The 17,889-nt window shown below is 58.4% G+C and carries 15 protein-coding genes; 6 read left to right on the plus strand and 9 right to left on the minus strand.

Features of this window, described 5'->3' with window-relative positions; all coding sequences use genetic code 11:
* Nucleotides 1-70 precede the first annotated feature (70 nt).
* Nucleotides 71-2,026: an AsmA family protein gene (locus AC2FFA_RS06065; protein WP_496850531.1), complete on the plus strand. Its 1,956-nt coding sequence runs from the start codon at nucleotides 71-73 to the stop codon at nucleotides 2,024-2,026.
* A 47-nt stretch (nucleotides 2,027-2,073) separates the two neighbouring features.
* Here AC2FFA_RS06065 and AC2FFA_RS06070 read toward each other — a convergent pair whose 3' ends face one another.
* Genes AC2FFA_RS06070 through AC2FFA_RS06085 form a run of 4 tightly spaced genes read right to left on the minus strand, consistent with a single transcriptional unit; the run spans nucleotide 2,074 to nucleotide 6,639 of the window.
* Nucleotides 2,074-3,570: a phosphomannomutase/phosphoglucomutase gene (locus AC2FFA_RS06070; protein WP_496850533.1), complete on the minus strand. Its 1,497-nt coding sequence runs from the start codon at nucleotides 3,568-3,570 to the stop codon at nucleotides 2,074-2,076.
* Between the two features lie 15 nt (nucleotides 3,571-3,585).
* Nucleotides 3,586-4,419 carry a 3-deoxy-8-phosphooctulonate synthase gene (gene kdsA, locus AC2FFA_RS06075; RefSeq protein ID WP_496850535.1) on the minus strand — a complete coding sequence of 278 codons (834 nt, stop codon included), beginning with the start codon at nucleotides 4,417-4,419 and terminating at the stop codon, nucleotides 3,586-3,588.
* Between the two features lie 5 nt (nucleotides 4,420-4,424).
* Entirely contained in the window at nucleotides 4,425-6,002 is a 1,578-nt protein-coding gene (locus AC2FFA_RS06080; protein ID WP_117867964.1) for a KpsE/RkpR family capsule polysaccharide export protein, read from the minus strand.
* Nucleotides 5,980-6,639 carry an ABC transporter ATP-binding protein gene (locus AC2FFA_RS06085; RefSeq protein ID WP_117867966.1) on the minus strand — a complete coding sequence of 220 codons (660 nt, stop codon included), beginning with the start codon at nucleotides 6,637-6,639 and terminating at the stop codon, nucleotides 5,980-5,982. The genes AC2FFA_RS06080 and AC2FFA_RS06085 overlap by 23 nt, the downstream gene beginning before the upstream one ends.
* Before the next feature lie 246 nt (nucleotides 6,640-6,885).
* Between AC2FFA_RS06085 and AC2FFA_RS06090 the strand changes: the two genes are divergently transcribed.
* On the plus strand, nucleotides 6,886-7,473 hold the full coding sequence (locus AC2FFA_RS06090) for a uracil-DNA glycosylase family protein (protein WP_117872562.1): 588 nt from the start codon (nucleotides 6,886-6,888) through the stop codon (nucleotides 7,471-7,473).
* Nucleotides 7,466-8,254: an SseB family protein gene (locus AC2FFA_RS06095; RefSeq protein ID WP_117867968.1), complete on the plus strand. Its 789-nt coding sequence runs from the start codon at nucleotides 7,466-7,468 to the stop codon at nucleotides 8,252-8,254. The genes AC2FFA_RS06090 and AC2FFA_RS06095 overlap by 8 nt, the downstream gene beginning before the upstream one ends.
* Nucleotides 8,255-8,313: 59 nt before the next feature.
* On the opposite strand, the gene yghU is transcribed toward AC2FFA_RS06095, so the two are convergent.
* On the minus strand, nucleotides 8,314-9,192 hold the full coding sequence (yghU, locus tag AC2FFA_RS06100; RefSeq protein WP_496850536.1) for a glutathione-dependent disulfide-bond oxidoreductase: 879 nt from the start codon (nucleotides 9,190-9,192) through the stop codon (nucleotides 8,314-8,316).
* 236 nt (nucleotides 9,193-9,428) lie between these two features.
* Between yghU and AC2FFA_RS06105 the strand changes: the two genes are divergently transcribed.
* Complete coding sequence (locus AC2FFA_RS06105) at nucleotides 9,429-9,947, plus strand: YHS domain-containing (seleno)protein (RefSeq protein ID WP_496850538.1); 519 nt, start codon at nucleotides 9,429-9,431, stop codon at nucleotides 9,945-9,947.
* 49 nt (nucleotides 9,948-9,996) lie between these two features.
* On the opposite strand, the gene AC2FFA_RS06110 is transcribed toward AC2FFA_RS06105, so the two are convergent.
* Nucleotides 9,997-10,662, minus strand: a complete 666-nt coding sequence (locus AC2FFA_RS06110) for a J domain-containing protein (RefSeq protein WP_496850540.1) — start codon at nucleotides 10,660-10,662, stop codon at nucleotides 9,997-9,999.
* A 230-nt stretch (nucleotides 10,663-10,892) separates the two neighbouring features.
* On the minus strand, nucleotides 10,893-11,759 hold the full coding sequence (metF, locus tag AC2FFA_RS06115) for a methylenetetrahydrofolate reductase [NAD(P)H] (protein WP_496850542.1): 867 nt from the start codon (nucleotides 11,757-11,759) through the stop codon (nucleotides 10,893-10,895).
* Between the two features lie 94 nt (nucleotides 11,760-11,853).
* Between metF and AC2FFA_RS06120 the strand changes: the two genes are divergently transcribed.
* The gene (locus AC2FFA_RS06120) at nucleotides 11,854-12,759 is read left to right on the plus strand and encodes a LysR family transcriptional regulator (RefSeq protein WP_117872567.1); all 906 of its coding nucleotides are present in this window, start codon (nucleotides 11,854-11,856) and stop codon (nucleotides 12,757-12,759) included.
* A 98-nt stretch (nucleotides 12,760-12,857) separates the two neighbouring features.
* Entirely contained in the window at nucleotides 12,858-13,643 is a 786-nt protein-coding gene (locus AC2FFA_RS06125; protein WP_117867978.1) for an inositol monophosphatase family protein, read from the plus strand.
* Between the two features lie 18 nt (nucleotides 13,644-13,661).
* Here AC2FFA_RS06125 and AC2FFA_RS06130 read toward each other — a convergent pair whose 3' ends face one another.
* Together AC2FFA_RS06130 and putA are read right to left on the minus strand one after the other, a co-directional pair.
* Entirely contained in the window at nucleotides 13,662-14,405 is a 744-nt protein-coding gene (locus tag AC2FFA_RS06130) for a rhomboid family intramembrane serine protease (RefSeq protein WP_117867980.1), read from the minus strand.
* Nucleotides 14,406-14,447: 42 nt separating this feature from the next.
* Entirely contained in the window at nucleotides 14,448-17,846 is a 3,399-nt protein-coding gene (putA, locus tag AC2FFA_RS06135) for a bifunctional proline dehydrogenase/L-glutamate gamma-semialdehyde dehydrogenase PutA (protein ID WP_496850545.1), read from the minus strand.
* Between the last annotated feature and the right edge of the window lie 43 nt (nucleotides 17,847-17,889).

The following is a 17,889-nucleotide window of genomic DNA, read 5'->3' on the forward strand; positions in this document are numbered from 1 at the left end:
TCCCCTTGCAAATGTGACGTGTGATTTGAATGATCACGGCAATGACAAGCCAAAAGGCGGAGAGCAGAATATGAAATGGCTGATGCGCATCCTGTTTATTGTTGTGGCCGTGGTCGCGCTGATTATCGGCGCGCTGTTGCTGATGCCGGGGGAGAAGCTTGCCGCGATTCTGGCCGAGCAGGTCAAGGCCCAGACCGGGCGGGATCTGACACTGACCGGCGATGTGCGCATATCCTTCTGGCCGGTGGTGGGGATGGAGACCGGGCCGGTGCGTTTCGGCAATGCAAGCTGGGCCGGACCGGAGCCGATGCTCAGCGCGGATAGCCTTGCCGTCGGGGTGGACGCTGCCGGGCTGTTGAACGGGGATCTGCGAATCAAACGTGTTTTTGCAGACAATCCCGTGTTGCGGTTGGAACGATCAGATGGGCGCGGCAATTGGGATTTGAGCGCCCCGACAACCGAGGCAACTGCGGCCACGACCGGGGGCTCCACGCCAGCTGAACCATCGGGGCAAGTCACTCTGGATCAGCTGGAGCTGACAAATGCACGGCTGATTTACGTGGAAAATGGCGTCACGCAGATGGATTTCTCGGACGTGACGCTATCTGCAAGCTGGCCCGAGGTCACGGTCGCGATGGTGATGAAGGCGGCCATGCCGGTGCCCGGAGGAGCGGTTCAGGTTGATCTGAAAATCCCGGATTTACCGGCTTTTGCGGCCGGGTCAGTGACTGATCTGGAACTGGCTTTGACGGCTCCGGGCGGCGAGATCGGATTTGAAGGACGCGTCAATCTTACGGGTGAAATGGATGGAACCATCAAGGTCGTGACGCGGGACACCGAAAGGTTGCTGGCCGCCTTCGGTCAGGCTGGCACGACTGTACCGCCTGGATTGGGCAAAGTCGCCGACATTTCCGCGCAGATGACATATACGCAGGATGGGCGGATTTCCATGCGGAACATGACTGCGCAATTGGATGACAACCGGTTTGTAGGTGAGGCGGATGTCACCATCTCGGACCCGCCACGGATCGTGGCTCGTCTGGATGCCGGTGATCTGGATCTGTCGCGGATTTCCGAAACGGGTTCTGCTCCAAGCAGCACGTCTCAGGCAAACGCTCCTGCAACTGAGGGGTGGTCGAAGGACCCTATCGACGCGTCCGCTCTGGCACTGGCGAACGGTAAGATTCGCCTGACGGCCAACTCGATCGCCGTGCCCGGAATGACGTTCGGAAAAAGCGACCTGACCCTGTCGCTGGACCGGTCGCGGGCCGTTCTTGAAATGCATCCGGCCACGCTGTTTTCGGGGCAACTGAAGGGTCAGGTGGTTGCCAACAATCGCAACGGCCTGTCTGTCGGCGGTACTGTGACCGCGACCGGGATCGACCTGAAACAAGCGCTGACCACAATGGCCGGTGTTGAGCGCCTGTCGGGAACCGCTGCCGGCGCGTTTGAGTTTCTGGGCGTTGGTCAGTCCGAGGATCAGATCATGCGGTCCCTCAGCGGCAAGGGAAACCTAGATGTTGGTCCCGGAGTGATTTCCGGGCTCGATCTGGACCGGTTGATGGGGCAGGGCACCGGATCAGGCGGAACCACTGTGTTCAACAGCACGACGGCCAGTTTCACCATCGATCAGGGCGTGTTGACGAACAACGATCTACTCATGTCACTGAAGAATTTTCGCGCAGATGGCACCGGTGCCGTGGATCTGGGGGGGCGCAATATCGACTACCTGTTCACGCCCGTGGCGTTGCGTGCCAATTCCGGGCAGGGGATATCGGTCCCCGTTCGCATCGTGGGTCCTTGGAGCGACCCGTCGATCAAGCCGGACCTGACCAAGGTGATCGAGGCGGCTGCGGATGTGAAGGTCAAGGAACTGGAAGACGACGCCAAACAGAAGGTTTTTGAAAAGGTCGGCAACGAATTGGACACGACGATCACCGATAGTGATCAGATCGAAGATGCAATCAAGGACAAGCTTGAAGAAGAGGCCAAGAAAGGTCTGCTCAAACTGTTTGGCGGGGATTGAACAACTAACGTGCTTGGGGCATTAGGATATGCCCCAAGCGGTTGTTTTCAGATGGTTTGGTCGTAATCGCCGACTCCGGGCTCGGTGCGGATGACGGCATCGATGTCCGCGAAGATGGCGCGCATCTCAGCCTCGCTTTCGCTGCTTTCACAGACAACGACCAGATTGGGGGTATTGGATGAAGCCCGCACCAGACCCCAGCTGCCGTTGTCCAGAATCACACGTGCGCCGTTTACCGTAACCACTTCTTTAATTGCGCGACCCGCGAATGTCTCACCGGCGTTGCCCTTCTCAACCAGTTTTTTGACCAGTCGCTGAAGCATATCGTATTTCTCGGTATCGGCTGCATAGGGCGACATCGTGGGTGTGGACCATGTCTTGGGCAAAGCCTTGCGCAGGTCCGACATGCTCTGATCCGGGTTGCGGTCCATCAGTTTGCAGATCTCGACTGCGACACGCATCCCGCAGTCGTACCCACGCCCGACCGGTTCGGCCAAAAAGTAGTGGCCTGACTTTTCGAACCCGGCCAGTGCGCCAATTTCCTTGACCCGACGCTTCATGTGGCTGTGGCCGGTCTTCCAGTAATCAGCTTTGACGCCCAGGGCCTGCAACTCGGGATCGCTGGCGAACAGACCGGTGGATTTCACATCCGCGACAAAGGTCGATCCGGGATACAGCTTGGCCAGATCACGCGCCATGATGACGCCGACCTTGTCGGCAAAGATCTCTTCACCCTCGTCATCGACAACACCACAACGATCACCGTCACCGTCAAACCCAAGCGCCATATCGGCACCGCTGGACTTCACCATGGCGGCCATGTCGTGCAGCATTTCCATGGCCTCAGGGTTCGGGTTGTAGTTGGGGAAGGTATAGTCAAGACGGTTATGGCTGGGCACAACCTCAACCCCGATCCGTTCGAAAATCTCGGGCGCAAAGGCCGATGCTGTGCCGTTGCCCGTTGCGCAGACCACTTTCAGCGGGCGGGATATTTTGAAATCGCCCACCAGGTCGTCGATATAGGCTTCTTTTATCCCCTCAACGAACTCGTATGATCCACCTTCGTGTGGCAGTCCCTCACCGTTCAGAACGATGTCACGCAGTTCCGACATCTCATCAGGGCCATGGGTCAGAGGGCGCTCAAAACCCATCTTTACACCGGTCCAGCCGTTGGGATTGTGGCTGGCAGTGACCATCGCCACGGCAGGCACGTCCAGATGAAACTGCGCGAAATAAGCCATGGGGCTGAGTGCAGGGCCAATGTCTTTCACACGGATACCGGCCTGCATCAGGCCCAGCATCAATGCGTTTTTTATCGCCAGCGAGTAATCGCGATAGTCGTTGCCAACGGCGATCACGGGCTCAATGCCGCGCCTGCGCATCTGCGTGCCAAGCCCCAATCCAAGCGCGGTCATGCCTGGCAGGTTGATCTCTTCGGGGTATTTCCAGCGGGCGTCGTATTCACGGAACCCGGTGGGCTTGATCATTGCGTCGCGCAGAAAGCTCCAGCTGTTGGGTGTCACCTCGGGAAGGGGTTTGGTCATAACAAGTCTCAATCGTTAAATTTGAATAGGGTTTGCTTTAGCCAGCGCATCAAATCGCATCAATGTGTCAACAAGTTGGGGCATCTGGTCGAGCGGGATCATATTTGGCCCGTCCGATGGGGCGGAATCCGGATCCTGATGGGTTTCAATGAACACAGCCCCAACACCCAGAGAAACGGCGGCGCGGGCCATCACTGGCGCAAATTCGCGCTGCCCGCCCGAAGACCCGCCTTTGCCGCCGGGTTGTTGCACGGAATGGGTGGCGTCCATCACGACCGGATACCCGGTTTTCGCCATTTGAGGCAGCGCGCGCATGTCGGCAACCAGCGTGTTGTAGCCAAATGAGGTGCCACGCTCGGTCAGCAGGATGTTCTCGTTTCCGGTGCTTTCAACTTTGTCGACGATATTGATCATTTCCCAAGGTGCAAGGAATTGCCCCTTTTTTACATTTACCGCTTTCCCGGTGTTGCCTGCCGCCAGCAGCATATCAGTCTGACGGCACAAGAAAGCGGGGATTTGCAGAACATCCACCGCTTCGGCGGCGATGGCACATTGTGCTTCGCTATGAACATCGGTCAGAACCGGGATGCCCATCGTCTTGCGGATGCCGTCAAGCACTTGCAGCCCCACATCAATTCCCATTCCGCGCTTGCCTGACAGAGAGGTCCGGTTTGCCTTGTCATAAGACGCCTTGAAAACGTATTGCGCCCCGGCGGCGTCACAGGCTTCTTTCATCTTGCCCGCAATCATTTGCGCGTGGTCTGCGGATTCAAGCTGACACGGGCCTGCAATGATGGTCAGCGGAAGGTCGTTGCCGACTGTCAGGTCGGAGATTTTTACATGTTTCATGAGTCTTATGAGGATACCTGTTCACGAAGGACCGACGCGGTAAGCGAGATCATGAGGTAGATACCAGCAAACAACAGAAATGCCAAAATCGTATTTTCGAACTTGCGCGGATAGCTGGGTTCCTGACTGGGAACCGGGTTTACCGAGACGGTCAGATAGCGCACCTGCCGGTTGGCTTCGGACCGGGTCGATTCCATTTGCTGCATTGCCGTTTGCAGCATCATGTCCCGCGCCGCCAGGTCCGCCTGCGCGATCTGGATGCGCACGCTCAACCGCGCCAGCGAGTTTTCGCCGTCCGAGGCATCCTGCATCTCGGCATTTAGGTCTTTCAGAACCTTCTCAAGACGGGCGATATCTGCTTTGACGCCATCAACCTTTGCTTTGTTCGGACGCAGGTTGTCCTGAAGCGCCGCGAGTTCAAGTTCTTTGTCCTGAACCAGAATTTCGATTTCGTTGATGCGGGCGCGCAGGCTGGCAATGACGTTTTCGGGGTCAAGAACCGCGCCCTGAAGCTGAAGCTCGATCAATTCTTCCTGAGCTTGTCTGCGCGCTTCCTGCGCCGCTTCGAAACTTTGCAGTGCGTCGCGCATCTGGTCTTCACGTTTTTTCCCGGACAAGGCGTTCACCCTGTCTTCTGCATAAGAGATCAGACGTTCGGCAAATTCGGTCGACGTCTGGGCATCGGGGGCAGCAACTTCCATCCGAATGACCCCTTCGGTCGGGTCATAGCCGATGGTGATCATGCGTTTGAACAGCTTGTAGGCGTCTTCAAGCGTGGCGTCCGGGGCCAGTCTCTGAATCGGGTCGATCCATTCCTGTTTGAAGACATCGGAAAACCCGGCATCCCGATCCAGCAACAGCAAAGCTTCTTTCGATTCCAGAAAGGACTGAACCGAGATCGAGTCCTGCGTGGTGGCGAATTGCGTGCCGGCAAGCAGACCGCCGATATTGCCGGGCCCGCCATCAGCTTGCAGGATCAGGAATTCGGAATCGCTCGCATACATCGGAGTGGCGATGCGGTAGAAATAGAACCCGACAATGAAGGTCGGCAGGAATACAAAGACTGCCAGGCGAGCAAATAGTCCAAACAATTTACGCCTGCGGCGACGGGCGATGTCTTTTTGGATTTGGCCGATTTCGAAATTGCGCCGTTCGGCCGGGCTGAGCTCGGGCCCGGGCAGGTTTGTTTTCTCGGCACCCATAGCCTGCGGCAGTTGAACGTTGATCTTGTCCTTGGGTTTGTCACCCCCGTTCGATGGTTTTGCGGCAGCAAGGTCAAGAAGATTGGTGCGCTGGAAAGGATCTACGCCCTTTTTGCGCAGCAACCGCACCGCGTCATAGTCGGATGTGGCAGCCAGATTGTGTTTTTGCGCCAAGCGTCTTGCGATACGCAATTGACGGCCCGTCAGGCCTTCGCGCTTGATGTCATCCAGCTGCGTCCCCGGCTGCGCCTCGCCTGCGGCGGCAGGGTCATGCGTCGCGTTGCGAATACGCGAAATTGCGTCCGACCTCGCCTCGGCCGAACTTTCAGTCTGGCGTTTGTGGCGCCAGTTATATTTTCTAACCTTGGGTTTCGTAGTCATACAGCTGCTTCGCCTCTTCCAAGGAGTCAAACATATACAATTGCCCGTCCAGAAGTACGGCCGCTTTCCGGGCGAATTTCTCTAACACGGACGGGCTGTGCGATACGATCACCAAAGTCGTTGTGCGCAACCTTTCCTTCAGGATCGACCCTGCCTTTTCGTTGAATTCGACATCTGTTGTCGCCGGCATCCCTTCGTCGATGAGGTACATGTCAAAGTCCAACGCCAGCATCAAAGAAAAGGTAAAACGCGCTCTCATCCCAGAGGAATACGTAGCGAGGGGCTGGTCGAAATATTCGCCCAAGCCGCAGAGCCATTTGCAATAGGCCTCGATATAGTCGGGGTCCATACCGTAGATTTTGGCGATGTAGCGTGCGTTCTCAAGCGCTGACAGTTTCCCCGACACGCCACCGGTGAACCCCATGGGAAAGGAAACGCGGCATTCGCGACGGATCACGCCTTCGTCGGGTTTTTCCAGACCTGCCATCATGTTGATCAACGTGGTTTTCCCGGTTCCGTTCGGGGCCAGAACACCCAGCGAGGTGCCCAGTTCGACCCGAAATGAGACCCGATCCAGAATCACCTTGCGGCGCGTTCCGGTCCAGAAGGATTTGCTGACGTTGTCGAACTCTAGCATTCGCGGTCTGCTGCTCGTTTTGGTCGTGTTGTCGCACTTGCGGGCGGCCAGAAAGGGTTTTTTACCGACCCATGTTGGCTACATTATGTCGAATTATGAAACAAATGATCAATGCGTCGCGGTAATGCGCATGATTGTCTGGTCAGTTGCAGCAAGAAATTCCATTCACTTGGTGCTGCGTCCGGTCGATACTATCTGTTTTACCGACCAACAACAGTCTGGATGGGCAGGGGCCTTTACGATCAGATGAACGCTTTACGTCAGGGGATCCGCGCCTGCCGCTTGTGTGCTGACAGGTTCGCGCAAACAGAAACCGCACACGAGCCGCGCCCGGTGGTCTGGTTCCGCACCGGAACGCCAATCCTTGTCGCCGGGCAGGCACCGGGCGCCCGTGTGCACGAGTCGGGGCGGCCCTTTACCGACCCGTCAGGCGACAGGCTGCGGCACTGGCTGGGGATTGATGAGACGGTTTTTTACGATCGCGACCGCGTTTCGATCGTACCGATGGCGTTCTGCTTTCCGGGATATGATGCGCGCAATGCTGATCTTCCTCCACCTGCGATTTGCCGCAAGACCTGGCATGACCGAGTGATGCAGGAACTGGGGCGTGTGCCGCTGACCGTGTTGGTCGGAGGTCATGCGCACAAGTTTCATCTTGGCGTGCGCGGGTCGGTGACTGACACCGTTCGCAACTGGCGGGACCATGCGCCGCGGGTCTTTGCCTTGCCTCACCCGTCCTGGCGCAATACGGCATGGTTGAAGAAAAACCCGTGGTTCGAGGCTGAATTGCTGCCTGTTTTGCGTGCACGGGTCCAAGAGGTGCTGAATGACTGACTCCACGGCGTTGGACACCGCGCATGCTGCGATGCAGGCGGATCCGCAAAATGATGCCGCCCGGCTGCGTTTCTTTGAACGGCTCGCGGACAGCGAGCTGTTCCTGATGCTGACCGAAGAAGCACGGGACGAGAATATCTCGCCCGAATTGTTCGATGTGGCTGACGGGCGCTTTGTTCTGGCCTTTGACCGTGAGGACCGGCTGGCGCAGTTTGCCGGGCAGCCCGTGCCTTATGTGGCGTTGTCGGGGCGTGCGCTGTCGGGGATGCTGTCGGGGCAGGGCATCGGGCTTGGTCTGAATCTGGAGACGGCGCCATCTTCCATGCTTGTTCCGGCAGAAGCTTTGGGTTGGCTGGCCGAGACATTGCAACACAGCCCGCAAGAGGTTGAGGAAGAACTTTCCGAGTTTTTGCCCCCTGCCGGCCTGCCGCAGAACCTGCTGACCGCGTTGGATGCGAAACTGGCTACGACAGGCGGACTTGCCAGCGCGGCTTATCTGGTCGCCACCAAGTCCAAATCGGGCGCGCAGAGCCATCTGTTGGGATTTGTCGATGCGATCGAGGGGGCCGAGCCCGCTTTGGCCAAGGCCGCGTCCGAGGCGCTGACCTTTTCCGGGATCGAGGCAGGCGCGATGGATGTTGGTTTTTTCACCGCAAGCGAGGCCGCCGCTGCGCTGTTGGCCAAGGTGGGGCTTCGGTTTGATCTGCCTCAGTCTCAAATTGCCGAAACGGTCCGTGAAACCCCCGGCAGCAACCCGGACAACCCACCCATTCTGAAATAATCATCCAAACGCAAACACAGGGCGCAAGCTGCACCGCGTGTTGTTGCATTGGGGCTTGTTTATTCCGCGGCTGCTTCCAATTTGTCCTGCGTGCGGGTTTCGAAGTCGCTGGCGTCGTGGCGTTCGTGAAGCTGGGTGTGCGGTTCGCCAAAGGCGCGGTTGACCATGCGGCCACGCTGAACCGCAGGGCGCGCGTCGATCGCCTTGGCCCATCGCATGACGTTCTTGTAGGAATCCACGTCCAAGAACTCTGCCGCGCTATAAAGGCGGCCCAGAACCAACTGACCATACCATGGCCAAATCGCCATGTCGGCGATCGAATAGTTTTCACCCGCGATGAAGGTCTTATCCGCCAGTTCACGATCCAGAACATCCAGTTGGCGCTTGGTCTCCATGGCGAAACGGTTGATCGGGTATTCCCATTTCTCTGGTGCGTAGGCGTAGAAATGCCCGAAGCCACCGCCCAGGTAAGGCGCGCTGCCCATCTGCCAGAAAACCCAGTTCATCACCTCGGTCCGCTCCGGGCCAGAGGCGGGCAGGAACGCGCCGAATTTCTCAGCCAAATGGAACAGTATCGAGGCGCTTTCAAAAACACGGACAGGTTTGTCACCCGACCGATCCCAAAGCGCGGGGATTTTCGAGTTCGGGTTGGCCTCGACAAAGTCCGAGCTGAATTGATCGCCTTCTCCGATGTTGATCAGCCAGGCATTGTATTCGGCACCTTCATGACCAAGTGCCAACAGCTCTTCCAGCATTACCGTGACTTTCACGCCATTGGGCGTGGCGAGCGAGTACAACTGAAGGGGATGCTGTCCGACCGGCAGGTCCTTGTCATGGGTGGCACCGGCAATTGGCCGGTTGATGTTGGCGAATTGTCCGCCACTTTTACTGTCCCAGGTCCAGACTGCTGGTGGGGTGTACGAGGATTGGTCGCTCATCTCTTGCCTTTCTTGCCTATATCAGGACTGCCTTACAGCTAATATTGCAAACCGCCGAGTCCAACCCGGTGCGACCGGCTTATTCTGTAACATTCCGCAGCCAAACTCTCACGTTTTCTCGTGCCAGGTCACAGCGGCGTTAGGGGGACTACGCACCGCACGGGAATCGCATATTGTCCTGACAGACCTGCCAGCACGGCATCACGGACATAGTTGACCCGAAAAGGATGGACCACATGAAACGCTTTGCATTGACCCTCGCTGCGGCCATAGTTCTGGCGGTTCCGGCTTTTGCCGGACCTCAATATGTTGACGGCACAGGTTTTGCTGTCTCGGGATATGACGTCGTTGCCTATCGCAGCCTGGATCAGGGGCCGGTTGGCCAGCCGCAGCACGAAGGTGTGCGCGGAAAAGCCGACATCACCGCAGAGTACAACGGTGCGACCTGGGCTTTTGCGACCGAGGAAAACCGCGCCAAGTTCCTGGAAAACCCTGCATATTATGCGCCGCAATATGATGGACACTGCGCTTACGGCGTGTCGCGCGGCGGCAAGGTTCCGGCAAACCCGAACCTGTGGCGGATCGTGGATGACAAGCTGTATCTCAACATCACCGACGTGGTTGTGGGATTTTTTGAGGAAGACATTCCGGGCAATATCAATCTTGCCGAAGGAAATTGGCCCGGTATCGAACCGAGCGACGCCTCAACCAACGTGATCCCGAAATTCACCTCCGAAGGCCCGGTTTCAAACTGATCCGGCGACACAGTATCAGTGCCCGGCTGGTTCAGCCGGGCTCAGGCCCTTACCCCGCAAGCCAGAATTGATCCCGAATATCCTGATCAGCATCAAATCTGATCCGCACACTCTTGGCCCCTGGAAACTTGCGTTCGCGGATTGTATCGGGGATAATGATTTCCCCCGCACCGGTATCTTTGGACTGAAAGCTCAGAATTTCAGCCTCGGTGTGGCGTGTGCTGCTCAGGACAGTCGTTGGCAAGGCGACGCGATTTGCCCCATGATGCACGGGCGTGGTTACAAAATAGGTCAAATGCCGCCCGTAACACCCGACCGCATCAGGAACGTGGTCCGAGACATTTGCATCAGGCATTTCCTCGACATCCCTCTCATTGTGCATATGCGGCAGCACCTGGTGGGGGTTCAGCATCGCCTTGCAGGCGGCGATGTCTTCCTGTGGAAGTTCGATGATGCGTTTTTTCAAACGGGGTCGACGCGGCTGCGGAGAACCGAAACTGGCACCAGCTTTTGTTGCCAACCCTTCCTTGCGCAGAAAATCATAGGCCGCTTTGGCGCGCGAGAACCTGGAACTGTCACCGTCCTTGTGATCAGGATGCGAATGAAAGGCGATCTGCCGCCAGGCCTCTCTGATTTCACTGGAATTGGCGCAGGGGGTTAAACCCAGATCTGCCAGCGCGTTCGTGCGTGCCCGCACTTTATCGACAGGTTCCATACTCAAAACACTCTTTACAAACTACACTCATCCAGTGTCGCCAGGGTCGTGGTTTTGTCAAATTTTGAGGCTGATTTGCAGGTCTTGCGACGACAATCACGATGCGGAGATTCAATTGTTCCGTAAAGGCGGCGTTCAGCGCGCGCGATTGTGAAACAGTTCACACATTCCGAGACGTCAAAACGCCCGGGGCAAACGTAACCCGAGCGAATCTTTGGGGTTTTTGGGTCTTAGGCGACGTTTTCCAGTTCGACCCGTGGTGAAATGCCCAGCGCAAAGCAGACATCGCGTGTCAGTTCGGGGCGGTTCAGGGTATAGAAATGCAGCTTGTCCACGCCGCCTTCGATCAGGTCCGAACACAGTTCAGTGCAGATTGCCGTGGCCAGCAGATCCTCGCGCTCGTCGCGCACCGCTTTTTCAAAGGCCTGTTCGACCCACTCCGGAATATGCGTGCCACAGCGTTTTGCAAAATTGCGGGCACCCGACCAGTTCTCGATCGGCAGGATGCCCGGCACGATCGGTTTGTCGATACCGGCCTTGGCGCAGGCGTCGCGGAACCGGAAAAAGGTCTCGGCTTCGAAGAAGAACTGCGTCAGCGCTTCGTCTGCGCCAGCGTCCAGTTTGGCTTTCAACCAGTCCACATCCGCAGCCATGTCTGCGGCTTCGGGGTGGGTGTCAGGATAGGCCCCGACACGGATGCTGAACATTTCGGTTTCGGCCAGTGCTTCGATCAGCTCAACCGAACTGGAAAACCCGTCCGGGTGCGGCACAAACCTGTCCTGACCCTTTGGTGGATCGCCGCGCAGGGCTACGATGTCTTGCACCCCAGCGCGTGCGAAGGCGTTTGCGATCTCCAGGGTTTCCTGCCGCGAAGCATCGATGCAGGTCAGATGAGCGGCCACGTTCAGGCCCGATGACTTGTGCAGGGTTGAAACCGCGTCACGTGTCAGTTCACGCGTTGTGCCGCCAGCGCCGTAGGTGACGGAAACGAAGCGGGGATCCAAGGGGGCCAATGTCTGAACCGTATCCCAAAGGCGGAAAGAGGCTTCCAGAGTTTTGGGGGGAAAGAACTCGAAGGAAATTTCAGGATTGGACATTGTGGCCTCACTGGATCAACTGAGCCCCTTGTGCCATGACGGGCAATGTGAAACAAACTCATATTGCTCATCAATAACATGAATGCTGTTTGAAATGCATATTGAATTCCGGCACCTGCGTACGATAAAGGCAATCCACGAATGCGGCGGGCTGGCCCGTGCTGCGGATCAGCTGAATATCACCCAGTCCGCATTAAGTCATCAAATCAAAGGGTTGGAAGATCAGGCGGGAGTTGAACTGTTTCTGCGTCGCTCAAAGCCAATGAAACTGTCAGCCGCAGGATTCCGCCTGTTGCGACTGGCCGAACAAATCCTTCCTCAGGTCGAGGCCGCGCAGAGTGAGTTTTCATCGCTGCGGGACGGGCGCACGGGGCGGATGCATATTGCCATCGAATGCCATGCCTGTTTCGAATGGTTGTTTCCTGTTCTTGAGGCCTTCAGGAAGTCTTGGAGCGATGTGGATGTCGATATTCGTCCTGGCCTGGCTTTCGACGCCCTGCCAGCCTTGCAGAAGGAAGAGGTCGATCTGGTGGTCTCATCCGATCCCGAAGACTTGCCGGGTGTCGAGTTTGTGGAGCTTTTTGATTACAACGCAGTCTTTGTAGCGGCTTCGACCCATCCGTTGGCCAAAAAAGACTATGTCGAGGCCGAGGACTTTCGGGGTCAGACTCTGATCACCTATCCGGTCGAACGCACGCGTCTGGATGTGTTCAGCCAGTTGCTGATCCCTGCACGGATTGAACCGGCAACGATCCGGCAGGTTGAACTGACCGCCGTCATTTTGCTTCTGGTGGCGTCAAATCGCGGGATTTCGGTTCTGCCGGATTGGGTCGTGCGCGAGGTCAAATACAATTCGGACTACGTCACCCGACCGCTGACGAAAGAGGGCATTACACGGCGTCTCTACGCAGCTGTCCGGTCGGAAGATCTGGAGAAACCCTTTGTGCAGGAACTGGTGAAACTGGCCCGGGAAGAGGCGCGCAAGCTGCAATCCCAGTAACGGCGTTTCCTGCGGGTCTGTTATGCGCATCATTCCTCTTGGCAATGGCGCATTGCGGCAGTATACGCGCGGTTTGACCGGACAGGAGCCTTTTGACAATGGTTGGCAGTGCAAATCTCAACATCATGATCAAGGCCGCGCGCAAGGCGGGGCGTTCTTTGGTCAAGGATTTCCGTGAAGTCGAGAATCTGCAGGTGTCGATGAAAGGTGCCGGTGATTTTGTCTCGAAGGCAGATATCGCCGCTGAAGCCATCCTGAAAGAAGAGTTGTTGGGCGCACGACCGACCTATGGCTGGCTGGCCGAAGAGGGCGGTGCCCTTGACGGCGAAGACCCAACCCGCCGCTGGATCGTCGATCCGCTGGACGGCACCACCAATTTCCTGCACGGCCTGCCGCATTGGGCGATTTCCATAGCTCTGGAACACAAGGGCAAGATCGTTGCCGGCGTGGTCTATGACGCCGCCAAGGACGAGATGTTCTTTGCTGAAAAAGGTGAGGGAGCCTGGATGAACGACACTCGTATGCGCGTGTCGAGCCGTCACCGTATGATTGAATCGGTCTTCGCGACCGGTCTGCCCTTTGGTGGTCGTTCGGATCTGCCAGCAACCCTGCAGGATCTGGCGCGCCTGATGCCCGCCTGCGCCGGTGTCCGTCGTTGGGGTGCTGCCGCGCTCGACATGGCATATGTGGCTGCCGGCCGGTATGAGGGCTTTTGGGAACGCCGCCTGAATGCGTGGGATCTGGCTGCCGGTGTCATCATCATCAAAGAAGCTGGTGGTTTCGTGCAGGCGTTGAACCCTGAAGGCAATGTGCTGGAAGATGGTGAGGTGATCTGTTCGAACGAACCGATCTTCGATCAGTTCGCCAAGGTGATCCGGGGCTAGACGCCCTTTGGACCGGCCTTAACGACGCGGAACGCGCGGAATGCGGGATTGGGACAGCTTGTACTTCGCCTCCGGGTGGGGCGGATGTCCATGGGTGCGATCCCAGAACTGAATTCCGCCGCGTCTCAGCCACAGCGGTACGCACAGGATCAGGCCAACGGCAAACCCCCCGGTATGGGCCCAATAGGCGATGCCGCCTTCGTCCGGGTTGCTGGTGACGCTGCCAAAGAACTGTATCGCCAGCCAGACGCCCAGCATGATGAAGGCGGGAATGGTAAAGATCCGGAAATAAACGACCAGGATCAGCAGGACATCCACCCGTGCTTTCGGGAACAGCAGCAGATACCCGCCCATAATGCCAGCAATCGCGCCCGAGGCCCCAACTGTGGGGACCTGAGAGTCCGGCCCGGTGATGATGTGAATCAGGCCCGCGCCAATCCCGGCTGCCAGATAGAACAGCAGGAATGGCAGATGGCCCATCTCGTCTTCCAGATTGTCACCGAAGATCCACAGAAACAGCATGTTTCCGGCAAGGTGCATCCACCCCCCGTGCAGGAACATGGATGTCACGAGGGTTTCCAGCCCGAACCCGTCGCTGACCCGCGCCGGGATTATGGCATAGTCGAAAAACAGCCTGCTGATCCGCGGCCCATCATCCATGATTCCGACATAGCTGAGGAAGATCAGTATATTGGCCGCCAGCAAGGCATAGACAACATAAGGCGTACGCCCCGAAGGGTTGTGGTCACGGATCGGAAACATGGTGTGACGCTGGGCTTTTGTGTGACCAGCGTCAAGACAAGCTTATGCCGCACCTCCCAACAATGCAGCGTTTCCGCCCGCTGCGGTCGTGTCGACGCAGACATGGCGTTCACCCAGAACACGCGCGCGGTCGGGCTTACCGGGGATAAGCGGCAAAATCGGGCCGTCGCGGCGCGCCAGATGCTGTTCGATCTGCCGCGCTGTTTCGTCATCTCCCCACCACAACACGCCCGAAATGCCGGTCAGGTTTTCCAACCTGTGCAGGTCAAACATCCCGGTCGCCTGAATGGCGGTGCCACCCAGCGCACATACAGCATCGGCCTGCGCGCGCGCTGCGGCTTCTCCGGGCCCCATGCACAGAAGGGGCGGGCGGGGATACTCGCTCAGGCGGTTCGATTCACCGGTCGGGCCGGGCAGGGATCGGGTTTTGACCGGCGCAGGTTGACCTTGCGCAGCAGGCAGATCAGCCACGGCGTCCCAGGTATCCGCCGTGCTTTGACGGTCGGGCGCACAGAACCGGATCATGTAGTTCGGCCCGCCCGCCTTGGGGCCGGTGCCTGACAATCCTTCGCCGCCGAAGGGCTGCGAGCCGACGATGGCGCCGATCTGGTTGCGGTTCACATAGATGTTGCCCGCATGGATCGCCTCGGTCACATGCTGCACGCGGTCGTCGATGCGGGTGTGCAGGCCGAAGGTCAGGCCGTATCCGGTGGCGTTGATATCGGCGATGATCTTGTCGATCTCTTGCGACTTGAACCGGGCGACGTGCAGCACCGGGCCGAACACCTCGCGTTCCAGCGCGGCGATGCCGGGGATCTCGATCAGTGTCGGTGCAACAAAGATGCCTTCGGGCGGCAACGGAAGCTCCTTCAGCACCCGCCCTTCGTGGCGCGCCCTGGTCACATGTTCGGCGATGCCCTGTCGGGCTTGCGCGTCGATGACCGGGCCGCAATCCGTCGAGATTAGCCACGGATCTGCAACACTCAGCGCATCTATCGCCCCTTTGAGCATGGTCAGAACGTCGTCGGCGATATCCTCCTGCAGATACAGACACCGCAGCGCGGAACAGCGCTGGCCCGCCGACTGAAATGCGCTTTCGATGATCGATTGCACGGCCTGTTCGGGAAGGGCGGTGCTGTCGACGATCATGGCGTTCAGACCACCGGTTTCTGCAATCAGAGGCGTACCGGGACGCATGGATCCGGCCATCGCCGCACGGATTTTCAGCGCGGTGGCGGTAGACCCGGTGAAGGCCACACCCGAGACACGCGGATCCGATGTCAGCGCCGCGCCCACGGCAGGTCCGCCGGGCAACAGTTGCAGCACTTCGCGTGGCACCCCTGCCTCATGCATGAGTTGAATCGCACGATGCGCGATCAGGGGCGTCTGGGGCGCTGGCTTGGCTAGAACTGCGTTTCCGGTGGCCAGCGCGGCGGAGATCTGTCCTGAGAAAATTGCCAGCGGGAAGTTCCACGGGCTGATACAGGTGAAAATTCCCGCGGGATCGGCGTCGGGGATGTTGGCTGCATAGTAACGCAGAAAATCCACCGCCTCGCGCAGTTCCGCCACCGCATCAGGCAGCGACTTCCCGGCCTCACGCGCTAGCAGCGCAAACAACTCGCCATAATGCGCTTCATAAAGATTGGCTGCGGCATTGAGGACACGGGCGCGTTCGGCAGCAGGGGCGTCCCAGGGGTCGGCCGAAGCCAATGCCATCTCCAAGTCCGCTGCACTTGCCGCGGCCACCGCGCCGGGCTTGTCCTGAGGCCGTGCCGGATTGATCACCGGCTCATCCGCTGCGGGTTTGGCCGCGTCGGCCAGCAATGGTTGCGCATACCAGTGATGAGAGCGGAACTGATCCCGTGCCGCATCAATCTGATCCAGGGTTGGTGTGTGATGCAGGTCAAAACCCTTGGAATTCGGCCTTTCAGGCTGGAACAATTCCGGTCCGGTCGGCAGTGCTGGCGGAGGGGTCCGGACCGCAACAAACGGATCGGCGGCGACTTGTTCCGGTGGCACATCCTCGTCCACAATCTGGTTGACGAAGGATGAGTTTGCACCGTTCTCCAGCAAGCGTCGAACCAGATAAGCCAGCAAGTCGCGATGTGCCCCGACCGGCGCATAAATGCGGCAACGGGAGGTCTGCTTGTTCATTACGATCTGATGCAGGGTCTCGCCCATGCCGTGCAGGCGCTGGAATTCGAACGGTTGATCTTCGGCCATGTGAAGGATGGCGCTGACCGTGTGGGCGTTGTGCGTGGCAAATTGCGGGTAGATCCGGTCGGTCATGCCCAGCAGTTTGCGCGCATTGGCGATATAAGAGACGTCGGTCGCGGCCTTGTGCGTGAAGACCGGAAAGCCATCCACCCCTTCGACCTGCGCGCGTTTGATCTCAGTATCCCAATAGGCTCCTTTGACCAATCGCACCATAATATGGCGATCGTGACGTTCGGCCATGCCATACAGCGTATCCAGTACCAGACCTGCACGCGGGCCATAGGCCTGAACCACGATGCCAAACCCGTGCCAGCCGGCAAGGGCTGGGTCGGACATCACCGCCTCTATCACCTGCAACGACAGCGACAAACGATCCGCCTCTTCTGCATCGACGTTCAGGCCCATTCCGGCCGCCTTGGCCAGCAAAGCCAGCGCCCGCAGTCGCGGCACCAGTTCGTCCATCACACGCTGTTCCTGTGCCAGCTCATAACGGGGATGAAGGGCGGACAGTTTTACCGAAATGCCGGGGTTGGCGCGGATATCGTCGTGGATGCATGCCTCGGCAATGGCCGAGATGGCGCGGGAATAGGACAGGTGATAGCGCGCCGCGTCTGCTTCGGTCCGGGCCGCTTCGCCTAGCATGTCGTAGGAATAGGTATAGCCCTTGGCCTCCATCCCCGCGGCGCGCTTCATGGCGGACTGGATGGTCTCGCCCAGAACGAACTGCCGGCCCATTTCCTTCATCGCGCGCCCGACGGCGGTGCGGATCACCGGCTCGCCCAGCCGCTTGATGGCGCCGCGCAGGGCGCTGACCGTGGAGGCCTTGCCCTCGTCCAGCACCTTGCCGGTCAGCATCAGCGCCCAGGTCGAGGCATTGACCAGCGACGAGGAAGAGTGGCCCAGGTGCTTGCCCCAATTGGATGGCGCGATCTTGTCTTCGATCAGCGCATCAATTGTGTCGGCATCCGGCACGCGCAACAACGCTTCAGCCAGACACATAAGGGCGATACCTTCGTCGGTGGACAGGCCATATTCGGCCAGAAATACCTCCATCAACCCCGGAGAAGTACTGGACCGGATGTCGCGTACAAGCTGCGCAGCGGCGGTGCTGATGGCGCTGCGATCCGTGTCTGTCAGGTTTGCCTGCGAGATCAGGGTATCAAGAACCGCCGACTGATCGGCGTAGGTTGAGCTATCGATGAGTGTGCGCAGGCTGTGTGACATATGTCCTCCGGTCTTTGTGATAATATAATGCGGAAAATTCAGG

The organism is Ruegeria sp. YTSB088 (genome assembly GCF_059609825.1).